The 21,457-nt window shown below is 72.8% G+C and carries 20 protein-coding genes; 13 read left to right on the top strand and 7 right to left on the bottom strand.

Features of this window, described 5'->3' with window-relative positions; all coding sequences use genetic code 11:
• Positions 1 to 193: 193 nt before the first annotated feature.
• Together ABZ721_RS14230 and ABZ721_RS14225 are read right to left on the bottom strand one after the other, a co-directional pair.
• A complete protein-coding gene (locus ABZ721_RS14230) occupies positions 194 to 949 on the bottom strand; it encodes an SGNH/GDSL hydrolase family protein (protein WP_358788901.1) in 756 nt (251 codons plus the stop codon).
• Positions 949 to 1,518, bottom strand: coding sequence for a TIGR03086 family metal-binding protein (locus ABZ721_RS14225; RefSeq protein WP_358788900.1), 570 nt, complete (start codon positions 1,516 to 1,518; stop codon positions 949 to 951). Before ABZ721_RS14225 ends, ABZ721_RS14230 begins: the two co-directional genes overlap by 1 nt.
• Before the next feature lie 82 nt (positions 1,519 to 1,600).
• On the opposite strand from ABZ721_RS14225, the gene ABZ721_RS14220 reads away from it, so the two are divergent.
• Both ABZ721_RS14220 and ABZ721_RS14215 read left to right on the top strand, forming a co-directional pair.
• Positions 1,601 to 3,040: a PLP-dependent aminotransferase family protein gene (locus tag ABZ721_RS14220; protein WP_358788899.1), complete on the top strand. Its 1,440-nt coding sequence runs from the start codon at positions 1,601 to 1,603 to the stop codon at positions 3,038 to 3,040.
• A gap of 160 nt (positions 3,041 to 3,200) precedes the next feature.
• Positions 3,201 to 3,650 carry an ATP-binding protein gene (locus ABZ721_RS14215; protein WP_358788898.1) on the top strand — a complete coding sequence of 150 codons (450 nt, stop codon included), beginning with the start codon at positions 3,201 to 3,203 and terminating at the stop codon, positions 3,648 to 3,650.
• A 638-nt stretch (positions 3,651 to 4,288) separates the two neighbouring features.
• On the opposite strand, the gene ABZ721_RS14210 is transcribed toward ABZ721_RS14215, so the two are convergent.
• The gene (locus tag ABZ721_RS14210; protein WP_358788897.1) at positions 4,289 to 5,410 is read right to left on the bottom strand and encodes a DUF3500 domain-containing protein; all 1,122 of its coding nucleotides are present in this window, start codon (positions 5,408 to 5,410) and stop codon (positions 4,289 to 4,291) included.
• Between the two features lie 497 nt (positions 5,411 to 5,907).
• On the opposite strand from ABZ721_RS14210, the gene ABZ721_RS14205 reads away from it, so the two are divergent.
• The 3 genes from ABZ721_RS14205 to ABZ721_RS14195 all read left to right on the top strand — a co-directional run bounded on the left by ABZ721_RS14205 (position 5,908) and on the right by ABZ721_RS14195 (position 8,031).
• Positions 5,908 to 6,306 carry a YrdB family protein gene (locus ABZ721_RS14205; protein ID WP_358788896.1) on the top strand — a complete coding sequence of 133 codons (399 nt, stop codon included), beginning with the start codon at positions 5,908 to 5,910 and terminating at the stop codon, positions 6,304 to 6,306.
• A 63-nt stretch (positions 6,307 to 6,369) separates the two neighbouring features.
• Positions 6,370 to 7,017, top strand: coding sequence for a HEAT repeat domain-containing protein (locus tag ABZ721_RS14200; RefSeq protein ID WP_358788895.1), 648 nt, complete (start codon positions 6,370 to 6,372; stop codon positions 7,015 to 7,017).
• 6 nt (positions 7,018 to 7,023) lie between these two features.
• Entirely contained in the window at positions 7,024 to 8,031 is a 1,008-nt protein-coding gene (locus ABZ721_RS14195) for a MerR family transcriptional regulator (protein ID WP_358788894.1), read from the top strand.
• A 61-nt stretch (positions 8,032 to 8,092) separates the two neighbouring features.
• Here ABZ721_RS14195 and ABZ721_RS14190 read toward each other — a convergent pair whose 3' ends face one another.
• Positions 8,093 to 9,103: a Gfo/Idh/MocA family oxidoreductase gene (locus ABZ721_RS14190; protein ID WP_358788893.1), complete on the bottom strand. Its 1,011-nt coding sequence runs from the start codon at positions 9,101 to 9,103 to the stop codon at positions 8,093 to 8,095.
• A gap of 165 nt (positions 9,104 to 9,268) precedes the next feature.
• Here ABZ721_RS14190 and ABZ721_RS14185 point away from each other — a divergent pair, with 165 nt between their 5' ends.
• Complete coding sequence (locus tag ABZ721_RS14185) at positions 9,269 to 10,009, top strand: GntR family transcriptional regulator (RefSeq protein ID WP_358788892.1); 741 nt, start codon at positions 9,269 to 9,271, stop codon at positions 10,007 to 10,009.
• Positions 10,010 to 10,089: 80 nt separating this feature from the next.
• On the opposite strand, the gene ABZ721_RS14180 is transcribed toward ABZ721_RS14185, so the two are convergent.
• The 3 genes from ABZ721_RS14180 to ABZ721_RS14170 form a co-directional block, all read right to left on the bottom strand.
• Positions 10,090 to 10,734, bottom strand: coding sequence for a DUF47 family protein (locus ABZ721_RS14180; protein WP_358788891.1), 645 nt, complete (start codon positions 10,732 to 10,734; stop codon positions 10,090 to 10,092).
• The gene (locus ABZ721_RS14175; protein WP_358788890.1) at positions 10,731 to 11,699 is read right to left on the bottom strand and encodes an inorganic phosphate transporter; all 969 of its coding nucleotides are present in this window, start codon (positions 11,697 to 11,699) and stop codon (positions 10,731 to 10,733) included. The genes ABZ721_RS14180 and ABZ721_RS14175 overlap by 4 nt, the downstream gene beginning before the upstream one ends.
• 158 nt (positions 11,700 to 11,857) lie before the next feature.
• On the bottom strand, positions 11,858 to 13,171 hold the full coding sequence (locus ABZ721_RS14170) for a phytase (protein WP_358788889.1): 1,314 nt from the start codon (positions 13,169 to 13,171) through the stop codon (positions 11,858 to 11,860).
• A gap of 301 nt (positions 13,172 to 13,472) precedes the next feature.
• On the opposite strand from ABZ721_RS14170, the gene ABZ721_RS14165 reads away from it, so the two are divergent.
• The 7 genes from ABZ721_RS14165 (at position 13,473) to ABZ721_RS14135 (ending at position 21,454) form a co-directional block, all read left to right on the top strand.
• Positions 13,473 to 14,687, top strand: coding sequence for an ABC transporter substrate-binding protein (locus ABZ721_RS14165; protein WP_358788888.1), 1,215 nt, complete (start codon positions 13,473 to 13,475; stop codon positions 14,685 to 14,687).
• A 67-nt stretch (positions 14,688 to 14,754) separates the two neighbouring features.
• Complete coding sequence (locus tag ABZ721_RS14160; RefSeq protein WP_358788887.1) at positions 14,755 to 16,611, top strand: iron ABC transporter permease; 1,857 nt, start codon at positions 14,755 to 14,757, stop codon at positions 16,609 to 16,611.
• Between the two features lie 5 nt (positions 16,612 to 16,616).
• Entirely contained in the window at positions 16,617 to 17,774 is a 1,158-nt protein-coding gene (locus tag ABZ721_RS14155) for an ABC transporter ATP-binding protein (RefSeq protein ID WP_358788886.1), read from the top strand.
• On the top strand, positions 17,762 to 18,544 hold the full coding sequence (locus tag ABZ721_RS14150) for an HAD-IA family hydrolase (protein ID WP_358788885.1): 783 nt from the start codon (positions 17,762 to 17,764) through the stop codon (positions 18,542 to 18,544). Before ABZ721_RS14155 ends, ABZ721_RS14150 begins: the two co-directional genes overlap by 13 nt.
• The gene (locus ABZ721_RS14145) at positions 18,541 to 19,380 is read left to right on the top strand and encodes an inositol monophosphatase family protein (RefSeq protein WP_358788884.1); all 840 of its coding nucleotides are present in this window, start codon (positions 18,541 to 18,543) and stop codon (positions 19,378 to 19,380) included. Before ABZ721_RS14150 ends, ABZ721_RS14145 begins: the two co-directional genes overlap by 4 nt.
• Positions 19,377 to 20,195, top strand: coding sequence for an HAD family hydrolase (locus ABZ721_RS14140; protein ID WP_358788883.1), 819 nt, complete (start codon positions 19,377 to 19,379; stop codon positions 20,193 to 20,195). Before ABZ721_RS14145 ends, ABZ721_RS14140 begins: the two co-directional genes overlap by 4 nt.
• 332 nt (positions 20,196 to 20,527) lie before the next feature.
• The gene (locus tag ABZ721_RS14135; RefSeq protein WP_358788882.1) at positions 20,528 to 21,454 is read left to right on the top strand and encodes a TIM barrel protein; all 927 of its coding nucleotides are present in this window, start codon (positions 20,528 to 20,530) and stop codon (positions 21,452 to 21,454) included.
• Positions 21,455 to 21,457: the final 3 nt, after the last annotated feature.

The raw sequence follows: 21,457 nt of genomic DNA, 5'->3' as shown, positions 1-21,457 counted from the left end.
ATGCGCCACAGTCCCTCCCATCCATGTCACAGGCGACACACGCGCTCCATCCGTCTCGTGTATTTCAGTGCTGAGTGCATGTGTCATGAGCCCGATTCGCGAATTCGGCTGAGCAGTGGCATGGCCGTGTTGTGCGCCGTTTCTTCGGCGACGGTTCGGGCGGGGCCCGGGGGGCTGCCGACCGACCTCCGCGTCACGCGACCTCCACCGCGGTGAGCTGCGGGCGCTTCGCGCCGACCGTGTCACCGGAGGAGCCGCCGGTCAGCCGCCTGCGGAGCCACGGGCCCAGGTAGGACCGCGCCCACCGGGCGTCGTCCCGCCGTCGCCGCCGGGCGGCGGTCCCGGCACGCGCCGGTTCGGGGGCCGGAGCGACGCCCAGGGTGGCCAGGATGTGATCGGCGACCCTGCGGTGGCCGGCCGGGCCCAGGTGGAGCCGGTCCTGGCACCAGAGCGCCGGGTCGCCGAACGCCGGATCCGCGAACAGGTCGACCACGTAAGCGCCATGACGGCCCGCCAGAGCGCTGACCGCCTCGTTCATGGCGACGATGCGCGGCCGGAGCAGACCCGGCAGGGGCAACCGCACGCTCTGGTCGGGGAAGCGGAACAGCACCACCTGGGCTCCCGCCTCCGCCAGCGTGCCGACCGCACGGTCGAACCTGGCCATCAGGTCGGCCGCGTCGAACCCGGGGCGCAGCGCGTCATTGCCGCCCGCGGAGAAGCAGACCAGATCCGGCCGCATCCCGGTCGCCACCGGGAGCTGCTCGGCCACGATCCGGTCGAGCCTGCGGCCCCGCACGGCCAGGTTGGCGTAGCGCAACCCCGTCTCCCGCGCCGCGAGTTGGCTCGCGACGAGATCCGACCAGCCGCGGAACGTGCCGTCGGGCAGCGGATCGCCGACGCCCTCGGCGAAGCTGTCGCCCACCACGACCAGGCTCGTCCAGCGGCTCATCACCGCTCCCAGCGGGGATCGCGGCCGGTGCGGGCGAGGAACCGATCGGCCGTCGGGGCGTCGCCCGACACGGCCACCTCTTCGCCGAAGGGCCGGCCGGGGCCGCGCGTCAGCGGGAACGTCAGCAGCATCTCCAGGGCGGCCCCGACGAGATCGTCGTCGAGGTCCCACTCCCTTCCCAGGGCGCGGGCCACGTCCCAGCTGTGCGCCACGGTGTCGATCACGTGCATCCGCACCGCGACCCTGCCGGGGAAGACGCCGAACTCGCGCACCTCGACCGGCCGTACCAGCACGTCCTCGACCGCGAACGCCTCGGTGACCAGGGCCGCCGACGCCGTGAACGCCTGCAGCGGATCAGGGTCGAGGGTCCCGCCGGTCCACACGGCCCGGTCGGTGCCGCCCCGCACCGCTGCCGCGAACCCCTGGTTCTCGCTCACCAGATGGACGAGGAGCTCCCGCAGCGTCCACTCCGCGCACGGGGTCGGGCGGTCCAGGTCGGCCGCGGTCACGGGGGACAGGATCCGCAGGGAGGCGTCGAGCGCCCGCCGGTCCAGTTCGATGAGGTGCATGACGGCGATCCTAGGAAGGGGAGCGGCTGCCCTGAAGGGCCAAAACAGCACCATCCGGGAGGAGCCAATTACGATGGGGCCGGTGGAGCTGCACATCGGCCTGGTCGGCCGCCATGACCTGATCGGGCAGATCTACCGGCAGGTCAGAGCGGCTGTCCTCGACGGGCGGCTGCGGCCGGGCGACCCCGTGCCGCCGACCCGGGAGCTCGCCGCCCGCCTCGGGGTGTCCCGCAACACCGTCAGCGGTGCCTACGACCGGCTGACGGCCGAGGGATTCGTCCGGGCTCGGACCGGAGCGGGCACCTTCGTCGCGCCCGGGATCGCCGCCGCCTCGTCGCCGACCGTCCCCAGCCCGTTGCGGCCGCTTCCCGTCTGGGAGGCGCTGCCGGAACCGCCCGACCTGATGAACACCCGCTACGCCTTCGACTTCCGGCCCGGACACCCCGACGTCCGGCTGTTCCCCTTCGAGAGCTGGCGGCGCCTGCTCACCCGCGAACTGCGGGCGAGCCGGTCGGGCACCGCGATCTACGGGGACCCGGCCGGCCACAGCGGGCTGCGCGAGCAGATCACCCGGCACATCGGCCTGTCCCGCGCGGTCCGCACGGAACCCGCCGACGTCACCGTCACCACCGGCGCGCAACAGGCCTTCGACCTGATCGCCCGCGTCCTGCTGCCGCCCGGCCGGACCGTCGCCGTCGAAGACCCCGGCTACCCGCCGGCCCGGCACACGTTCGCCGCCCACGGAGCCCGCGTCGTCCGCATACCGGTCGACGGCGAAGGGCTGGTCATCGACGCCCTCCCGCCCGATACCGCGCTGGTGTACGTCACCCCGTCCCACCAGTTCCCGCTCGGCATGCCGATGTCGCTCGCCCGGAAACTGGCGCTGCTGGCCTGGGCCGAGGAACACGACGCGGTCATCGTCGAGGACGACTACGACAGCGAGTTCTGTTTCGGGGGCACGCCGACGGAGCCGTTGCGCAGCCTCGACACCCACGGCCGGGTCCTGTACGTCGGTACGTTCTCCAAGGTCATGTTCCCCACCCTGCGCCTCGGGTTCCTGGTCGCCCCGCCCTCGCTGCGCCGGGCCTTCCGCACCGCCAAGTACGTGACCGACTGGAACACCTCCTGGCCGCAGCAGGCGGCGCTCGCGGCCTTCGTGGAAGAGGGGCTGCTGGCCGCGCACATCCGCCGCATGCGCCACTCCTACCGGGCCCGGCACGCCCGCATCGGCGCGGCCCTGGCCCGGGACTTCGCCGATCTGCTGGACCCCGTCCCCTCCGCCGCGGGCCTGCACCTGAGCGCCCTGCTCCCGCCGGGCACCGACGACCGGGCGGTCGCCCGCCGTGCGGCGGACCGGGGCGTGGGGGTCCTGGACCTCTCCGGCTTCGGCGGCGGTGGGAGGGATGGTGGCCGAGGCGGTCGATCCGGCCTGGTCCTCGGCTACGGCGCGATCCCGCTGGAGGCCGTCGAAGGCGGCCTTCGCGAGTTGGCACTCGCCATCCGTGACGGCTCGGGCTCCTGAGCGCGCGGCGCCGCACGGGCGCTGCCCGTTTCCGGTGCCGGGCGGGTTCGTTGGTCATGGAGGACGGGGAGAAACCTCGCGTGCGCGCTGCCCTCGTGGCCGCTCCGGGTGCGGATGCGGGGGCGCCGTACGCGAGGGGCTACGGGCCGGGGGGAACGACATGGCGCAGGATCCGGCGGGGACGGACGGGGCACCGGTGGCGCTGGCGGTGCTGTACCGGGCCGCGCAGTACGGGGCGGAGCGCAGCGCCGCGGGGGAGGCCCGGGAGCTGGCGGAGACGTTCGTGAAGGAGCTGGCCGGGCTGTTGTCGGTGCCTTTGCGGGATCGATTCGTCTACGACGTGGCGCTGGTCGTGACGGAGCTGCTCACCAACGCGAGCACGTTCGCGCCGGGCCCGTGCCTGCTGGAGCTGGAGGGCCGTCCGGCCGGGGTGACCGTCGCCGTGTCCGACACCAGCACCGCCCTGCCCCGCGCCTATCCGCACGATCCCACCCGGATCGGCCGGCACGGGCTGGAGATCATCCACCGCATCTGTGCCGACGTGCGGATAGAACGCGTCCCCGTCGGCAAGCGCATCAGCGCGACCCTGCGGCTCCCGACCATCCTCTAGGGCACCGGCCACCCTCTGGCTCCGTCCGCTGCATCCATCGCGGGGTGCGACGTGCGGTGCATGGTGCCGGAACGTATTGAGGGGCCCCGGCGCACATCAGCGCCGGGGCCCCGAAGGACGGAAAACACCACCTGTCGGCGCCTAGAACCGCGCCGACCTACTGTTCCGCACTGCCGACCGTGGTCGGGAGTGCGGGGATCGCGACTGCGTGACCGGAGACCACCTCGCTATCGATGTCCTGCGGCACCCGGGGGCACGAAACTCCCGCCCGGGCGATCCCGATGGCGCTCAACCCCTCCGTTCCCTCTGTATTGATCACTGACCGAACCGGTACTGCGAGCTACCGGAAAACACCTGGCGGCCTGTCCCGCACCACCCTCCGGCAGCCTGCGGCGGCCCCTCCCGGGGCGACCCGGCCCGGCAACCAACTCTGCGACCCACCAGCACTCACCGGCCGCCGAGTTCCGTCACCGTTCCGTACATCCGCGCGGCAGTTCGTGTCTGCCGCGCCCTGCTTCCTTCTTGGCTACGACCAGAACACTACCCACACCCACAAGCGAATGTCTACTTCACACGCGATAGATTTTGATGACACGGTCCGATAGGAATCTTCGCTCCCGCCCGGCAGGCCGCACGGTTCAGTGCTGGGTGTGGTCGTGGTCGAGGTGGTGCCGGATCAGCAGGTCGGCGCCGAAGTCGTTGGAGGGGTCGCGCCAGACGCTGTGCACGTGGTTGGCGTCGTCCTCGGCGTTGTCGAACTCGATCAGGGTCGTCGGGCCCTGGACGCGGAAGTAGTGCGGCCGGTCGACGGACGTGCCGCCGGCCCAGGCGAAGTGCAGATCACCGACGCCGCCCGCGGCCGCGATGCGGTCCATCTCGAAGCCGACCAGGCCGGGGCGGGCGCGTTCGACGAAGTGGGCGAGCAGGGCGTCGAAGTGCCCGCGCTGGGCGGGGGAGAGGTCGCCTGCGCGGATGCCGCGGGGGTGGTCGCGGAAGTAGGCGAGCGCCCGGCGGTCCTCGTCGGTGATCATCGCGTCGCGGCGGCCGACGCCGTGGTGGTCGGGGTATTCCACCTCGCCGACGGTGGCGACGGTACGGGTGACGAAGTCCGCCGGCGGCCGGGAGTGGATGATCGCAGTCCGCCGTTGGGGGCCGGTGAGGCTGTCCAGCAGGGCGAAGGCGGCGTCCTCCTCCTCGCCGAGGATCCGGAACGGGCCGAAACGGGCGGGTTCGGCGCCGAGCAGGAACGGGGTGGCGCTGACCACGTCCCCGTCGACGACGGTGATGTTGAGCGACAGGTGGTGGCCGACGAGCCGCCAGCCCCAGGTGGCGTCCGGCTGCGGCCGGCCGAAGAACGTCAGGAAGTAGCCGCGGGCGTCGCGGAAGGTGGGCGCGATGTGGCCGAACACCGGCAGGTTCAGCTCGCGCAGCACATGCTCGTTGGTCATCACCTGCACGACGCGGGCGTACGCCGGCAGCGACATCGACTCGGCGATCAGCCGGTGCGCCAGGACCTCCTGGTGGCGGTCGAGTTCGCCGAAGGGAAGGCCGTGCCGGCCGGACTCGGGCAGGAAGTTCCAGTGCGTCCTGGCGGGGTCCGCCGCCGGCAGCAGGACCCGCTCGCGCTGGTCGGCGGCCAGGGCGTCGAACAGCCCCATCGCCGCGAACGTGATGGCCGTCGCGTCGAACGAGCCGTCGAGCCTCGGCCGGTGGGCCGCGGGGAGAGCACCGTTCGGAGAGCGATGGCGGGGTGCCGTCATGACGTTCCTTCCGCTGGGGTCGGTTCCGCGCGGATCGTGTTCCCGGACGAAGGAAGCAGCATGCTCGCCACGCCCCAACCTCGATCCCGACCCGGACCCGGATCCGTGCGGCGAGGTGCCGCGGCCGCCACCGTGAGCGTGGCCCTGCTGACCGGTGTGCTGGCCACCACGCCGTCGGCGCGGCGACGCCCGTCGACCACGGGTACTTCCTGAGCGGTGTGATGTCGGGAAGGGCCGCGGCAACGTCGTGAACGGTCATGAGCGCTATGGAACCGCACGCCGCTGACAACGGGTCCGGGCTGCGGAATCCGCCGCGTTGACGGGCCCGCCGGTAGTGGGGCTGCGGCCCTATCCGGAACCTCGCCTCCGAGTTGGGTCGCCGCCGGATGATTCCGGCCGGCGGGCCGTATCGTTTCCCCCGCGCGGCGGGGTGGCCTCCGGGCCCTGGAGGGGCTGGGCACGGACGTGGCTGAACGGCCTCAAGGAGGAGACCAGGCGTGAGGATCGTCAAGCCCGGGCCGGTGAAGGACCGGAAGTGGACGCCGCTCACGGTTGCCAACGGCGCGTTGGCCCTCGCGCTGGAGGGCGGCCTGCTGGCGGCGCTGTTCTTCTGGGGGCTGGAGACCGCTTCCGGAACCCTGGCGGGGATCGCGCTCGGGGTCGGGAGTGCGACGTTGGCCGGGGTGGTGTGGGGGTTGTTCCTCGCGGCGGGTGGGCCGCGGTTCCCGCTGCCGGCCGGGCCGGAGATCGCGATCAAGCTGGCCGTCCTCGGCGTGGCCGCGCTGGCCCTGGCCGACTTCGGGCACGTCACGGGGGGTTGGATCTTCGCGGGGCTCGCGCTGCTCAGCGTCGCCGTGGAGTACACGGAGTGGGGCGCGCCGGGGGAGACCGGCTGAGGCGGGCTCCGCTTGACCTTGACACGGTGAGAAGGTCTTCACTGTGCCGAGGAGGTGATCACGATGACCGAGCTCCCACAGGACATCGATCTCGAGCACAGCAACCCGTCCGCACGGCTGCGGGCAGTGATGGCGGTCGGTACCACCCCCGACCCCCGGTTCGTCGGCGCGCTCGTCGAGCGGTGCGCGGTGGAGACCGAGTTCTCGGTGCGGGAGATGCTGACGTGGGCGCTCACCCGGCATCCGCCGTCGCTCACGGTCCCCGCGCTGATGGTCGAAGCGCGCTCGGAGGGTGTGCGGGCACGGAGCCAGGCGCTGCACACGCTGTCCAAGATCGGGGATCGGCGGGCGTGGCCGGCGATCACGCGGGCCCTGCTCGCGGACGCCGACGACGAGGTGGCGCGCAGCGCCTGGCGGGCGGCGGTCGTGCTGGTGCCCGAGGGGGAGGAGGCCGCCTTGGCCGCCGCGCTGGTGACCCAGCTCGGGCGGGGCGAACGGGAGACGCGGTTGAGCCTCAGCCGGGCGCTGATCACGCTCGGGGAGGTGATCCTGCCGGCGCTGCACGCTGCGATGGCGGATCCCGGACCGCACGTGCGGCAGCATGCGATGGCCACGGAACGGCTGTTGCACGACCCGGACGCCGGGTTCGGGTACGCCGTGGAGGAGGCGAAGCGCGTCGTGGCTCTCGGCGGGGCCGGGCAGGAGGAGTGACCGGCAGTGTTGATCGGTGAGGTGGCCCGGCGGTCCGGGGTCAGTGCCCGCATGCTCAGGCACTACGAGGCCCTCGGCCTCGTGCGGCCGACGGGCCGGACCGGCGGCGGCTACCGGGAGTACTCCGGCGAGGACATCCGGCGGATCTTCCACATCGAGAGCCTGCGGTCCCTGGGGCTGTCGCTGCGGGAGATCGGATCCGCGCTGGACGACCCCGGCTTCGCGCCCTCGGAGCTCGTCGACGACCTCATCCGCCAGGCGCGCGAACGGATCGCGGAGGAGACGGAGCTGCTCACGCGGCTGCGGCACATCGGTGCCGCCGGGCCCGCCGACTGGGAGGACGTCCTCCAGGTCGTCGCCCTCCTCCGGGCGCTGCGCTCGAAGAGCGCCGCAACGCGCCACCGCGCCGCCCTGTCCTCCGTGGGCGGGGTGCCGGTGCCGGTGGAAGCCCTGGTCGAGGCGGCGTTGAGCGAGCCGGACCCGATCGTCGCCGGCGCCCTGCACTGGGCGATGGCGCAGTCGGGCGACGGCGGGCTGGCGCTGCTGGGGGAGGGGCTCGGCTCACCGGTGGCCGCGGTGCGCCGCCGCGCCGTCCGGTCCATCACCGAGATCCCGGACGGTGCGGCGGCGACCGCGCTGCTGCGGGGCGCCCTCACGAGCCCCGACATCGTGGTCCGCCGGTACGCGGCACTGGCCCTCGGGGTGCGCGGAGTGGCCGAGGCGATCCCGACCCTCCTCGACATGGTCGTCGAACAGGCGCAGGACGTGGACGCCGCCGACGCGCTGAGCGCGCTCGCGAGCCGCCCCGCGCTGGCGGATCGCATCGTGACCGCACTCGTCGGCCGCCTCGCCCACGACGCCGCCGAACCGTCCGCCCGCCGTCGGCTGGCCGAGGCGCTCGCGGATGTTCCGGGAAGCGCGGCATCGCGTGCGCTGGCGGAGCTGTCGTGCGACGAGGACCGCACCGTCGCGCTCACCGCGGCCTACATCGTCGGGCTGCGCGGCGCGCGGTAGCGGGTCCGGTCCACGACCCCTGCGCGGCGCGCGGTCGCGGATCCGGTCCACGGCTCCACGGTCACCGCACGGACGCCCGCAGGGGCGCGGGCAGCCGGACCGGGCGGCCTTCGGCCCGGGAGCGGGTGGCGGCTTCGGCGACGGCGAGGGCGGCGCGGGCGTCCTGGGCGGTGCAGGGGCTGGGGCGCAGCCCCGCCACCACCTGGGTGAAGGCGGTGAGTTCGGCGCGGTAGGCGTCGAGGAAGCGCTCCATGAAGCCCGGGTGCGGCGTGCCGCCCGGCCAGGCCGCACCCTCGGCCGAGGTCAGCGGGGTCTGCTCGGTCAGTCCCGCGACCATGGTTCCCTTCGAGCCGCAGACCTCCAGGCGTACGTCGTACCCGGCGCCGTTGTAGCGGGTGGCGGTACAGGTGGCCAGGGTGCCGTCGTCCAGGGTCAGGACGCTGACGCCGGTGTCGACGTCGCCGGCGGCCGCGAAGAAGTCCTCGCCGCGGTTGGCGCCGGTGGCGTAGACCTCGGTGACCTCGCGGCCGGTGACCCAGCGGACGATGTCGTAGTCGTGCACGGAGCAGTCGCGGAAGATGCCGCCCGATCCGGGGATGTAGCCGGGGTGCGGGGGAGCGGGGTCCGAGGTGCAGGCCCGCAGGGTGTGCGTCCAGCCGAGGCGTCCGTCGGTGACGGCCTCGCGGACCGCCTGGTAGCCGGCGTCGAAGCGGCGCTGGAAGCCGATGTGCAGCGGGATGTCGGAGCCTTCGAGGGCGGCGAGCACCGTGTCGGTCTCCTCCAGCGTGCCGGCGACCGGCTTCTCGCAGAAGGCCGGCAGCCCGGCGCGGTGGGCGGCGAGGATCAGCCCGGCGTGGGTCCCGGTGGGGGCGGCGATGACCACGCCGTCGAGGCCGGCGCCGAGCAGCCCGTCCAGGTCGCCCGCGTACTCCGCTCCGACCCGGTCCGCCACGGCGCGGGCGGACGCCCGGTCGGCGTCGTGCACCACGAGGCCGGTGACGGCGGGCAGGCCGGCGAGGGTCGCGGCGTGGAAAGCGCCGATACGGCCCGTGCCGATGAGTCCTATACGCATTGCGGAGCCTTTCATCCGTGGAGGGGAGGACCGGGCGGTCATCCCCTGCTTTCTACTCTTGGTCGGGCCCTGGATCAAGAGTTTGTTATGACATCAGAACGTAATGTGTTAGAGCGAAAATGAGGCATACTGGCCTGTGTCGGCAGCAGCACCTGGGAGGATGACGTGGAGTTCGCGAAAAAGATCACCATCGACCGGAAAAGTCCGGTCCCGCTGTACTTCCAGTTTGCCCAGCAGCTGCAGAGCCTCATCGAGTCCGGCGAGCTGCCGGCCGGCACCAAACTGATCAACGAGATCGCCATGGCCGACCAGTTCGGGCTGTCGCGCCCGACGATGCGCCAGGCCATGCAACTCCTCGTCGACAAGGGGCTGCTGGCCCGCAAGCGCGGCGTGGGCACCCAGGTCGTCACCAACCGCATACGGCGCCAGGTCGAGTTCAGCAGCCTCTACGAGGACCTGGAGCGCGACAGCCGCCGGCCCCGCACCGAGGTGCTGTCCATCGAGACGGTCCCGGCCGACCCGGAGATCGCCGTCGCGCTGCGGGTGGAGGAGGGCGCCCCCGTGCTGGCGGTCGAACGGCTGCGGTTCGCCGACGACGAGCCGATCGCCGTCATGGGCAACCACCTGCCGGCGGGGCTGATCGAGCTGACCGCGGAGGGGCTGGCCGAGGCCGGCCTGTACCAGCTGCTGCGCCAGGTCGGCGTGGGGCTGAGCTCCGCGGTGCAGACCATCGGGGCCCGCCGGGCCACGGCCGCCGAGGCCAAGCTCCTCGGCGAGACCCGCGGCGCCACGCTGCTGACGATGAACCGCACCGCCTTCGACGGTTCGGGGCGGCCGGTCGAGTTCGGCTCGCATGTGTACCGGGCCTCCCGCTACTCGTTCGAGATGACGGTCAGCGCGACGTAGGTGCGTCGCGGAACGTCGTGCGGTCGCGTGCCCGGTGCCTGCCCGCCGGCGGCCACCGGGCCCTGCGACCGCGCCGCCGGTCAGTGCCCGCGCTTGAGGAGCGCGTCGGACAGGTCGGCGGCCGCGTCGTTCAGCCGCAGCCCGATCACGTCCAGGCGCCGCAGCAGCTCGCGGCGGCTGAGGATGCCGGCGCGCAGCTCCTGGCGGAACAGCGCGGCGACGGAGGTCTGGTACTCGCGCCGCACCCGGCCGGCGGCCTTGCGGGCCGCCATGGCGCCGTCCTGCACCCGGGCCGGACTGCCCGACAGCTCGGCGACGGCGTCGCGCAGGGCGACGACTCCTTCGCGCACGGCCTCCAGGGCGGGCAGGTCGACCGGATCGCCGGCCATGCCGAACAGGTCGGTCTCGCGGACGAGATCGCGCAGGTTGTCGAGCACGTCGTCGACGGAGCGGGAGAAGCGGTAGAGGTCCTCCCGGTCGATCGGCGTGGTGAGCGTCTTGGCCAGCTCGGCCACCAGCGCGGCGCGCCGGCTGTCGCCCTCGTGCTCCACCTCGCCCATGCGCACGCGCGCGTCCGCCGGTGCGATCCGGCCGGCAGCCAGCTCCGCGGCCAGGTCGACGCCCTTGACCGTCGCGTCCAGTTGCTGGGTCAGTAGGTCGATCGTCCTGCGGTGCGAGCGTCCCGCGAGGTCACCGAGGATGCGGCGTACGGTCCCGGCCATCATGAGGTGGCTCCCTTGAGCAGCAGGCCGGCCAGAGAGCCGGCGGCGAAACTGGCCGGCAGCGTGACCAGCCAGGCGGTCAGCAGGGGGACGGTGAACTGCCAGCGCACCCGGCGGCCGCCCTCACTGGCGCCGGTGCCCACCAGCCCGCCGGCCACCGACTGGGTCATGCTCACCGGCACGCCCATGCCCGCCGTGGACAGCACCGCCACGGACGACGCCAGTTCGGCGGACATCACCTGCCAGGGCCGGGTGGTCAGCAGCCGGCTGGTGGCGCCGCGGGCGACCCGGCGGGCGCCCAGCAGCGCACCGGCGGCAAACACCGCCGCGACCATCGCGTCGCCCGCCTCCCACGGGTGCGGCATGAGCGCGTCACCGGCGAAGGCGACGGCGACCACGGCGAACATCTTCTGCCCGTCGTTGGCGGCGTAGGCCAGGCACTGCGAGCCGTACGCGACGAGCTGCAGGCAGCTCACCAGGCGCGGCATGCCGCGGACCGCGGGGATCCGGCGCACCGCGCGCCCGATCAGCCAGCCGGCCGCCACGCCGACCAGCGGCGCCGCCGCGCCGACGGCGAGCACGGCGCCGAGCCGGCCCCAGGACGGCTGGACGCCGAGCACCACGCCGGCGCCGGCCAGGCCGCCGAGGGCGGCCAGCGTGAGCGAGGTGGCCACGCCGCCCCAGGTCAGCACCAGTACGACCCCGACCGCCGCGGCGGCGCCGGCCAGGAAGACCAGGCGTGCGGTGTCCGGCGACCCCTCGGCGAGCCGACCGGTGAAGGTCCGGGCGACGGCCAGCCCGAACAGGTTCGGCCCCACCCCCACGGCCACCACCAGCAGTGCCAGCACCGGTCCCGCCGACCGGCCGCGGTGGCGTACGGCGAGCGCGAGGAGCGCACCGCCGTCGTTGGCGCCGCTGATGAAGACGAAGGCGATGGCGGTGATGCACAGGGCAACGGTGACCGTCACGGGAGCAGGGGCCTTTCGCGGGGACCGCCCGCCGGCGGGCGGCGGGCTGGGGAGCGGCGCGCGCCGCCCGCGGACACGGGGGGAGAGCGGGAGGCGCGCGCCTGGACATGACACGGGGGGTGGGGGCGGTGTGCGGCCGCCCCCACCGCGCCGGGGGATCAGCGCACCCCGGCCGCCCGCATCACGTCGGCCAGGTCGACGATCTTGTAGTTGGTGTTCGTGCGATCGCCGTCGTCGCCCTCGCCGGGAGCGGGCGCGTTGTACCCGTCCTGGACGACGAACACGCCGTTCGGGAACGCCGAGCCGAGCGGCCGGCTGAGCGCGGCGATGCCGTCGGTCTCCTCCGTGCCGTCGACCGCGGTGCCCGCGGCCACCCGGAAGGAGCCGGTCCACCGGTCCGCGCAGGAGGTGTCGTAGACGGAGTACGTGTAGTCGCCCTGGCTGGAGACGACCAGGTACTGGTGGCCCGACGGAGCGCGGAACAGCGTCAGTCCCTCCGTGTCGGCGGTCAGGTGCCGGCCGCCGTACCCCGGGTCGGCGCCCGCCACGCACTCGTCGGTCGCCGCGTCGTAGACGGCGGGTATGCCGAACTGCTTGGTGCGGTCGACCAGTTGCGGTGAGCCGGTGAGCTGGGCGGACACCTTCCAGAAGCCGACGTCCTCCTGCCCGATGTAGGCGGTGCCGGTCGCCGCGTCGACCACCAGGCCCTCCAACTGCGGCCCGTTGCCGGGCTCCTCGCACGGGGTCCACGTCCCGCCGGGAGTGCGGAAGGTGCTCGGCAGGGTCATGCTGCGCACCTTGCGGTACGTCACGGTGCCGGCGGGGGTGACAGTGATCTCGAACAGCCCGACCTCGGGTGTGTGCCGGCGGCTGGCCAGCACGTACGAGCGGCCGGTGCCCGGGTCGCGCCACGTGGCGGTGCCGTAGGCGGTGAACTGGTCGTCCACCTCGGCCTCGGTCGCGGCGAAGGCGCGCGGCACGGCCGTGTCGGTCACGTCCGTCAGCGGCGCGGCGGGGTTCGCCCCGTCGATCCGGTAGAAGCGGATGCGGTCGCGCCCGCGGTCGGTGACGACGGCGACGTCGGAGCGGCGGCCGTCGGGGAAGCGGAGGCCCGGGAGCAGGTCGACGTTGTTGAAACGGCCCGGAGCCGCGTCCGGCGCGGGTGCGGCGGGTGCGGGCAGGGTCTGCACCGGATGGCCGTCGAGCCCGTACACGTCCAGACCGCCCTCCTTGGCGGTGCCGAGGACCAGGCTCGCTCCCGGGTGGGCGGCGTCGTACCAGACGGCGGGGTCGTCCGCGTTGGAGTTGCTGCCGGCGTCGTCGTCGAACAGCGGTGTCGTCTCCGCCGCGGCGTGCACCGACGGGACGCCGGTGTTGCCGGGCAGTGGTGCGGTGGCGGCGGTTGCCGAGGCGGCGGTCAGCGTCGTGACGAGCACGGCGAGACCGGCGGCAAGGCGGGTGCGGCTGCGCATGTTTCCTCCCTGACGGGGGTGGTTGGTCACCCCAAGGTGCTGCGGACCTTACATAAGAATGTATTGACAAAGGAAGGCCTACGGCGGGAGGAGTTGGAGTGGAATCCAAGTGAACGGCACGTGTCCGGGAAGCAACGCGCTTCCCAAGGGAGCGTTACGAAAGGGTTTCCTCAGAATGTCTTGACATACTGCCGTGGCGCGCTCGAAGCTGTCGGCCATCAGGTCGCCGGGCCGCGCTCCTTGGCCTCGGACCACACCCTTCGAGCCCGGCCGCGTCCGGGACACTGCGGGAGGCCAGGCCATGTCACGCCACGTCTGCGGGGACCGCCCCCGAATCACCGCCCGGCGGCGGTACTTCACCGCCGCGCTGCTCGCCGGCGCCCTCGGCGGCGGCGCCGCGTGCGCTCCGTCGAGCGGCGGCACCACCGGCTCGGACAGCGGACCGGGATCCGCCCCCAGCGCCACGGCCGTCGTCGACTCCGGCTTCGACCTGGACAAGCTGATCGCCGCCGCGCGGCAGGAGGGCGGCATCACCGTCTACGACAGCACCGGCGACATCACCAAGACCGTCGACGCCTTCACCGCCAAGTACGGCATCAAGGCCACGGGCGTGAAGAGCAAGGTCGGCGACACCCTGGAGAAGATGACCCGGGAGAACCAGGCCGGCAACGTCACCATCGACGCCACCTTCTACGAGGACGGCCCGTCGCTGGTCGGCCAACTGCTGGCCCAGAAGGTGGTCTTCACCTGGATACCCGGCACGCTCGCGCAGCGGATCCCCGCGGCGAACCAGAACCCGCTGCAGGTGCTGTCCAAGGGCAACATGTGGATCTACAACCCGAAGCTCTTCCCCGACGGCTGCCCCGTCAAGAACATCTGGGACCTGGCCGACCCCGCCTGGAAGGGCAAGGTGGCCCTGCAGGACCCGCTGGGCAAGCCGAACATCGTCGAGTACTTCAACCAGCTCAAGTCCGTCGGTGACACCCGGCTGCGCGAGGCGTACCGGGCCAAGTACGGCAAGGACCTGCCGGCCGGCGACTCCGCGGGCGAGACCTGGATCAAGGGACTGGCGAAGAACAGCCCCATCATCACCTCCTCCGACGACGACGCGTCGGCCGCCGTCGCCTCCCCGAACCAGACCAAGCAGCGCGTCGCCCTGGTGTCCAACGCCAAGTTCCGCGACGTGGCGGACAAGAACTACTCGATGCGGGTCTGCACGGGCATGCAGCCCTGGGCGGGCTACCAGTACCCCAAGTACGCGGCCATCGCCACGAAGAGCAAGCACCCGAACGCGGCCAAGCTGCTCGTGCACTTCATGCTCACGCAGGAGGGCGTCAACACCCAGCTGGGCACCGGCGGCGTCCCCGGCAACCCCGACCTCAAGCCCGGCGCCTTCATGCCGGACGGCCTGACCGACTGGAACAAGCAGCTCCTCGTCTTCGACCCGGCCAAGCTCGGCCGCGACTTCACCGATCTGCAGTCGATGCAGGACCTGTGGCGCCTCAACAACGGCTGACCACCCGCCGGCCCGGTCCGCCGCGACCGGGCCGGCCCGATCCCGGACACGTTACGGAGACTTGCGCATGGCAGCCGCCACCCGCCCACCCGTCACCCTCCCGCCAGAACCGGACGCCGGCCCGTCCGAGAGCCGGATCAGCCGGCTGCGCTACCGGCTGAGCGTCCTGCGGCACGAACCGACCGTGCCGCTCGGAATCCTGATCATCGTCGCCCTGCTCTACCTGGTGGTGGCACCCCTGGTCGCGGTGCTGTCGGACTCCACGCAGGTGCAGTACGGCGACGAGGGGCAGGCCCACCAGGCGCCCGGCACGGCCACCGGCTACTACTTCTGGCGGGTCTTCCGCTCGCCGGTGGCGCGGATGCTGTTCTGGGAGCCGCTGCTGCACACCGTCCTGGTCGCGCTGGGCGTCACCGTCCTCGCCCTGCTGCTGGGCGGATCGATGGCCTGGCTGCTGACCCGCACCAACGTGATGGGCCGCAAGTGGCTGTCCACCGCGCTGGTCGTGCCCTACATGCTGCCGTCATGGACGTTCGCGCTGGCGTGGCTGGCGCTGTTCAAGAACGACTCCTCCGGCGGTCAGATCGGCATCCTGGAGGCGTGGGGCGTGCACACGCCCGACCAGCTGGCCTACGGCGCGGTGCCGATCATCATCTGCCTCGGCCTGCACTACTACCCGTTCGTCCTGCTGCTGTTCGGCAACGCGCTGCGCCGCATCGACAGCCAGCTGGAGGACTCCGCGCGGATCCTGGGGGCCGGCCGCGGCACGGTCGCCGCGCGGATCACCCTGCCGCTGATGCTGCCGTCGCTGTCGTCGTCGGTGCTGCTGGTCTTCGGCCGCATCCTCGGCACCTTCGGCACCCCGTACATCCTGGGCCTGCCGGTCGGCTACAACCTGCTGTCGACGTCCCTGTTCCGGGCGGTCAACAGCCACCAGCGCGGGGTCACCGCGGTGCTCACCTCGGTCATCGTCCTGATCGGGGTGCTGGTGATCCTGGCCGACACCCGGCTGGCCAGGGAGCAGAAGCGATTCGTCACCGTCGGGGGCAAGGGCGCCATGGACCGCGTCGCCGACCTCGGCCGCTGGCGCCGGCCCGCGTTCTGCGCCGCGATCGCGGTCTTCGCGGCCGGCGTGATCGTGCCGGTCTGCACCCTCGCGCTGTCCACGGTCACCAAGACCCCCGGGATCTTCCGCGCCGACAACTTCACGCTGAAGTACTGGATCGGCGCCCACCTGCCCGGCGCCCCCGCCTTCCCGCACGGCGTGCTGCGCGGCGGCGAGCTCTACACGGCCGCGTGGAACAGCCTGCGCATCGTGGGGCTGGCCGCCCTCATCTGCGGTGTGGTCGGCCTGCTCATCGGCTACGTCGTGGTCCGCGCCGGCGGCAGCAGGATCGGCTCGCTGCTGCGGCAGATCAGCTTCCTGCCGTACATGGTGCCCGGCATCGCCTTCGCGGCGGCGTTCCTGTCGCTGTTCGCGGTGCGCCGCGGGCCGGTTCCGGCCCTCTACGGCTCGATCAGCCTGCTGGTGATCGTGCTCGCCGTCACGCACCTGCCCTACTCCTCCCGCTCGGGTATCAGCGCCATGACCCAGCTGGGCCGGGAACCCGAGGAGGCCGCGCAGGTCTCCGGCGCCGGCTGGTTCACCCGCCTGCGCAAGATCATCATTCCGATCCAGCGCGGCGCCCTGACCACTGGCGTGATCCTGCCCTTCATCTCGGGGCTGAAGGAGCTGAGCATCGTCATCATGCTCACCACCACCGGCACCCAGCTGCTGACCACGCTGTCGATCAACCTCGTCGACTACGCCTACGACCAGATGGCCAACGCGGTGGTGCTGGTCATCGCCCTGGTCTCCTTCCTGGCCACCTACCTCACCCAACGCCTGACCAAGACCAACCTGTCGTCCGGACTCGGAGGCTGAACGTCATGCCGACCATCACGCTCTCGTCGGTGCGAAAGAGCTACGGCTCCGGACCGCCCGCTGTCGACAACCTGGATCTGGAGATCCCCGACGGCTCGTTCACCTGCCTGCTCGGCCCCTCCGGGTGCGGCAAGACGACGACCCTGCGCATGATCGCCGGGCTGGAGTCGCTCAACGCCGGAACCATCACCGTCGGTGGCCGGATCATGGACTCCACCCGCGACGGGGTCTTCGTGCCGCCCGAGAAGCGCGGCATGGGGCTGGTGTTCCAGAACTACGCGCTGTGGCCGCACCTGACCGTTGCCAGGAACGTCGAGTTCGGCCTGAAGGTGCGCAAGGTCAAACCGGCCGAACGCGTCGAGCGCGCCAGGGCCGCACTGGCCATGATGCAGATCGACTGGGCCACCGACCGCTACCCCGCCCAGCTCTCCGGCGGCCAGCAGCAGCGCGTCTCCCTCGCCCGCATGCTCGCCGTCAACCCCAACGTGCTGCTGCTGGACGAACCGCTGTCCAACCTCGACGCCCAACTGCGCCTGGACATGCGCGCCGAGCTCAAGCGCATCCACGACGAGACGGGCCACACCATCGTCTTCGTCACCCACGACCAGCTGGAGGCCATGACCATGGCCACCCACGTCGTGGTGATGAACAAGGGCGTCGTCCAGCAGATGGCCCCGCCGATGGAGGTCTACACCCGCCCGACCAACACCTTCGTGGCCCGCTTCGTCGGCAGCCCGCCGATGAACCTGTTCGAGGTCGGCGGCGCCGCCGGCGCCGGCGACCCCTTCACCGACGCCGCACACGATCGCATCCTGGCCGACCGCCCCGATCTGGCGGGCGAGCTGGCCACCGTCGGCGCCCGGCCCGAGGGCCTGCGGATGCTGCGGCCCGGCGAACCCGACCCCGCGGACTGCTTCGTCTTCGACGCCGCCGTCAAGGCGGCCCTGCCCACCGGCTCCAGCTGGACGGTCCTGGTGACCGCCGGCGGAACCGAGCTGTACCTGGTGGCGTACACCGATGTGGGCGCCGCACCGGGCAGCATGGTGCGTTGTGCGATCCGCGTCACCGACCTGCACCTGTTCGATGCCTCGGGCAGCCGGTTGCCCGACTCCGCGGCCGAGGCCGCATTGACCGAGGAGAACGCCAAGACATGGGCCAGCTGACCCGACCCACCGCCCTGCTGCTCGACTTCGGCGGGGTGGTCGTGGCGACCACCCGCCGGCCCACCTGGGCGCACGACATGGCCACCGAACTGCACGCCGCGCTCTGCGCGTCCGGCTGCCAGGAGCTGACCGTCGCGCACATCGAGGCGGACCTCGAGGCCGGCGTGACCGCCGACGCGCACTGGAAGAACGCGATGAGCCGCCCGGCCGCCCCCCGGGAGATGACCTACCTGGAGTTCTGGACCGACTTCGTCGCCGCCGACTGGCCCGACGCGGCCCTGGCCTTCGTCACCGCCCACGCCCAGCCGCTGTGCCACCGGCTGGGCGAGCTCAAGCAGGAACGGGCCACCCGGGACGGGATCTCGGAGCTGTTCGACGCCTGCGAGCTGTTCGGCATCCGCGTCGGCATCGTCTCCAACGCCCTGGCGGGGTCGGTGCACCGCGACTTCATGGCCGCGAACGGCCTCGACAAGCGGGTCGCCGTGCAGGTCTACAGCGACGAGGTCGCGGTCCGCAAACCCAACCCCGAGATGATCGAGATCGCCGCGCGGGCGCTGGCCACCGAGCCGGCCGCCTGCTGGTACGTCGGCGACAACTACGACCGCGACGTGCTGTGCGGGCGGCGTGCCGGGGCCGGCGCGACCGTGCTGATGGAGGCCCGCGGCACCTACGACCGGCCGTACGTGGTCCAGGCCGAGCCCGACGCGGTCGTGGCCGATCCGCACGGCCTGCTGGAGCTGCTGCTCGGCGCCCGGGTGGTGACGGCGTGAGCGAGCTGGACGAACTCTCGGTCCACCTGTGCGAGGCCGCCACCGAGGCGGCGCTGGCCGTCGCGCCCGACCTGTCGGCCGCCTTCCGCTCCGCGATGGAGGTGGACTTCAAGCGCGACGAGCACGATCCGGTGACCGTGCACGACCGGCGCGCGGAGGAGCGCATCCGCGAACTGCTGCTCAAGCGGGTGCCGGACAGCACCGTCGTCGGCGAGGAGGGCGGCCGCCAGGACGGCGGGGGCCGCATCGCGTGGTACGTCGACCCGATCGACGGAACCGCCAACTTCGCCCGCGGACTGGCCTTCTTCTGCACCTCCATCGGGGTCACGGTCGACGGTGAACCGGTGGCCGGCGCGATCGTCGACCCCGTCGCCGGACACGTCTTCACCGCCGACGCCTCGGGTGCCCGCCTCGGCGGGGAACCGCTGCGCCCGACCGGGGTGCGCGACGAGGCCCGCGGGCTGCTCATCACCAGCTTCCCCAACACGCGGGAGCTGGCCCGCAACGACCCCGAGACGCTGCCGCGGTTCGGCGACCTCGTCTCCCGCTACGGCACCGTGCGGCGCACCGGAAGCGCCGCGCTGACCCTGGCGCACGTGGCGGCCGGCTGGTGCGACGCGGCGCTGGGGACCTCCGTCAACGCCTGGGACATCTGCGCCGCCCACGTGCTGGTGCGCCGCGCCGGCGCCGTCTACCGGGGCTTCGCCGGCGACGGCGCCGCCGACGGGGACTGGGACCGGCCCGGCTACCTGGCCCACGGCGCGAACCTGGAGCCCACGGCCGTGGGCGAGTTCGTCGACTGGTACCTGTCCCGGCTCGCCGGGTGGAACGCGTGACGCCCGCGCCGGACCCGTCCCTGGGCTTCCCGTGGATCGTCACCGACCTCGACGGCACCCTGGTCGACCGGGACCTGCGGATCGTGGAGCGCAGCGCGCTGGCCCTGCGGCGCTACCAGGAGCTGGGCGGCACGGTGGTGATCGCCACCGGCCGCAACGAGGTGTCGGCGGGGCGCTACCACCGTGAACTCGGCCTGACGACACCGATGATCGTGTACAACGGCGCGCGGGTGGTCGACCCGGTGTCCGGGGCCCGGCTGCTCGACCTGGACCTGGGCCCGGCGTGGCAGCCGCTGCGCGAGCACCTGCTGCCCGTCCTGCCCGAGGGTGTGGGGGCCGTCGCGTTCGCGGGCGGGGAGGCCTACGTGCTGCGGCACGCCCCCTCGCTGGCGGCCTATGCCGGGCGCGACCGGATCGAGCTGCGCGAGGACCCGCCGGAGCGGGCCCCGACGAAGGTGATGCTGATCGCCGACCGCCCGGGTCTGGGGGCGCTCGCGGAACTGACCGCCCGGCACTGTCCGGGCGCCCGGCTCCTGCAGTCGGAGGACACCTACCTGGAGGTCCTGCCGGCCGGCGCCGGCAAGGAGGTGGCACTGCGCTTCCTCGCGGAACGGGCGGGAGTGCCGATGGAGCGGATCGCGGCCATCGGCGACAACCCGAACGACACCGCCATGGTGCGGGCCGCGGGGCTGGGCGCCGCGGTCGGCGACGGCCACAAGGAGGTCCGGGCGGCGGCCGACATCGTGGTCGGCCCGTGCGCGCTCGGCGCGGTGGCCGACCTCGTCGAACGGGTCCTGGCCGGCGCCGGCCGGTGATCCGCGCCGCCCTCCTCCGCTCCGGCTCCGTGCCGGGCCCGGCAACCCGGGCCCGGCAAGCGGTGTCCGGGGCTCGCGGCCGAGCAGGCCGGGGACCGTCCGCGTCCGGTCCCCGGCCCTCCCACGTGCGCGTTTCGCCGGCAGGCCGCGCTGAACACCTGCAGTCAGTAGGACAGAATGTAAGGACAAAGTCTTGACAGGCTGACGTCGAAGAAGGCAGCCTCGACTCACGCGAGTGGGGCAGCGGCCCAGCGCAGGACGAGAGTAGAAATGGGGCTTGGAATGCCGATCACGTTGGCCGAGGCCGTACACGTTTCCGAAGGAGGCCGGTGGTGAGCGCGCCCATCTCCCAGCGGGTGGCGGGAGCACCGATCTCCTGGGGGGTCTGCGAGGTCCCGGGCTGGGGACACCAGCTCGCTCCGGACCTGGTCCTGCGCCAGATGGCCGAGATCGGCCTCGCGGCCACCGAGTTCGGCCCCGAGGGCTTCCTCCCCGACGCTCCCGAGGACAAGGCGAAGACCCTGGCCTCGTACGGGCTGCGGGCCGTCGGCCAGTTCGTGCCGGTGGTCCTGCACGACCCGGACCACGACCCCCTCCCCGAGGTCGAGGCGGCGATCGCCGGCCTCGTGGCCGCCGACGCCCGCACGGTCGTCGTCGCGGCCGCCACCGGCGCCGAGGGCTACGACGACCGCCCGGTGCTCGACGCGGCCGGCTGGAGCACCCTGCTGGCCAACCTGGACCGGATCTCCCGCACGGCGGCCGCCGCCGGCCTCGTCGCGGCCCTCCACCCGCACGTCGGCACGATGGTGGAGTCGGGGGAGGAGACGCGGCGGGTCCTGGACGGGTCGGGCATCGGGCTGTGCCTGGACACCGGCCACCTCCTCATCGGCGGCGGCGACCCGGTCGCGGTGGCCGCCCAGCGGCCCGACCGGGTCGCCCATGTGCACCTCAAGGACGTACGGCTGGACCTCGCCGACCAGGTGCGCGCCGGGGCGATGAGCTACACCGAGGCGGTCGGGCAGGGGATGTACGTCCCGCTCGGCGCCGGCGATGTCGACATAGCCGCGATCGTCCGGCTGCTGGAGGCCGCCGGGTACGGCGGCTGGTACGTCCTGGAGCAGGACACCATCCTGCGGTCCGCGCCCGGCGAGAACGGCGCCGCCGACCCCGTCGACGACGTGCGCGCCTCGCTGGCCCACCTCCTCACCCTCGGCACCCGCCCCCTCGACACCCCCGCCCGCGACGCGACGGAGGGCTGACCG

Origin of the sequence: Streptomyces sp. NPDC006733 (assembly GCF_040636125.1) — a bacterium.
Lineage (GTDB): Bacteria > Actinomycetota > Actinomycetes > Streptomycetales > Streptomycetaceae > Actinacidiphila.
Note: the sequence above shows the minus strand (reverse complement) of the source record. Positions and strands in the feature narration are given on the sequence as shown.

What these genes read in the sequence shown, in the direction of transcription:
- ABZ721_RS14215 (WP_358788898.1), top strand. Translation starts at nt 3,201, where the DNA reads ATGGCGCAGGATCCGGCGGGGACGGACGGGGCACCGGTGGCGCTGGCG.
- ABZ721_RS14210 (WP_358788897.1), bottom strand. Translation starts at nt 5,410, where the DNA reads ATGACGGCACCCCGCCATCGCTCTCCGAACGGTGCTCTCCCCGCGGCC.
- ABZ721_RS14150 (WP_358788885.1), top strand. Translation starts at nt 17,762, where the DNA reads ATGGGCCAGCTGACCCGACCCACCGCCCTGCTGCTCGACTTCGGCGGG.
- ABZ721_RS14180 (WP_358788891.1), bottom strand. Translation starts at nt 10,734, where the DNA reads ATGATGGCCGGGACCGTACGCCGCATCCTCGGTGACCTCGCGGGACGC.
- ABZ721_RS14230 (WP_358788901.1), bottom strand. Translation starts at nt 949, where the DNA reads ATGAGCCGCTGGACGAGCCTGGTCGTGGTGGGCGACAGCTTCGCCGAG.
- ABZ721_RS14190 (WP_358788893.1), bottom strand. Translation starts at nt 9,103, where the DNA reads ATGCGTATAGGACTCATCGGCACGGGCCGTATCGGCGCTTTCCACGCC.
- ABZ721_RS14170 (WP_358788889.1), bottom strand. Translation starts at nt 13,171, where the DNA reads ATGCGCAGCCGCACCCGCCTTGCCGCCGGTCTCGCCGTGCTCGTCACG.
- ABZ721_RS14165 (WP_358788888.1), top strand. Translation starts at nt 13,473, where the DNA reads ATGTCACGCCACGTCTGCGGGGACCGCCCCCGAATCACCGCCCGGCGG.
- ABZ721_RS14200 (WP_358788895.1), top strand. Translation starts at nt 6,370, where the DNA reads ATGACCGAGCTCCCACAGGACATCGATCTCGAGCACAGCAACCCGTCC.
- ABZ721_RS14160 (WP_358788887.1), top strand. Translation starts at nt 14,755, where the DNA reads ATGGCAGCCGCCACCCGCCCACCCGTCACCCTCCCGCCAGAACCGGAC.
- ABZ721_RS14225 (WP_358788900.1), bottom strand. Translation starts at nt 1,518, where the DNA reads ATGCACCTCATCGAACTGGACCGGCGGGCGCTCGACGCCTCCCTGCGG.
- ABZ721_RS14155 (WP_358788886.1), top strand. Translation starts at nt 16,617, where the DNA reads ATGCCGACCATCACGCTCTCGTCGGTGCGAAAGAGCTACGGCTCCGGA.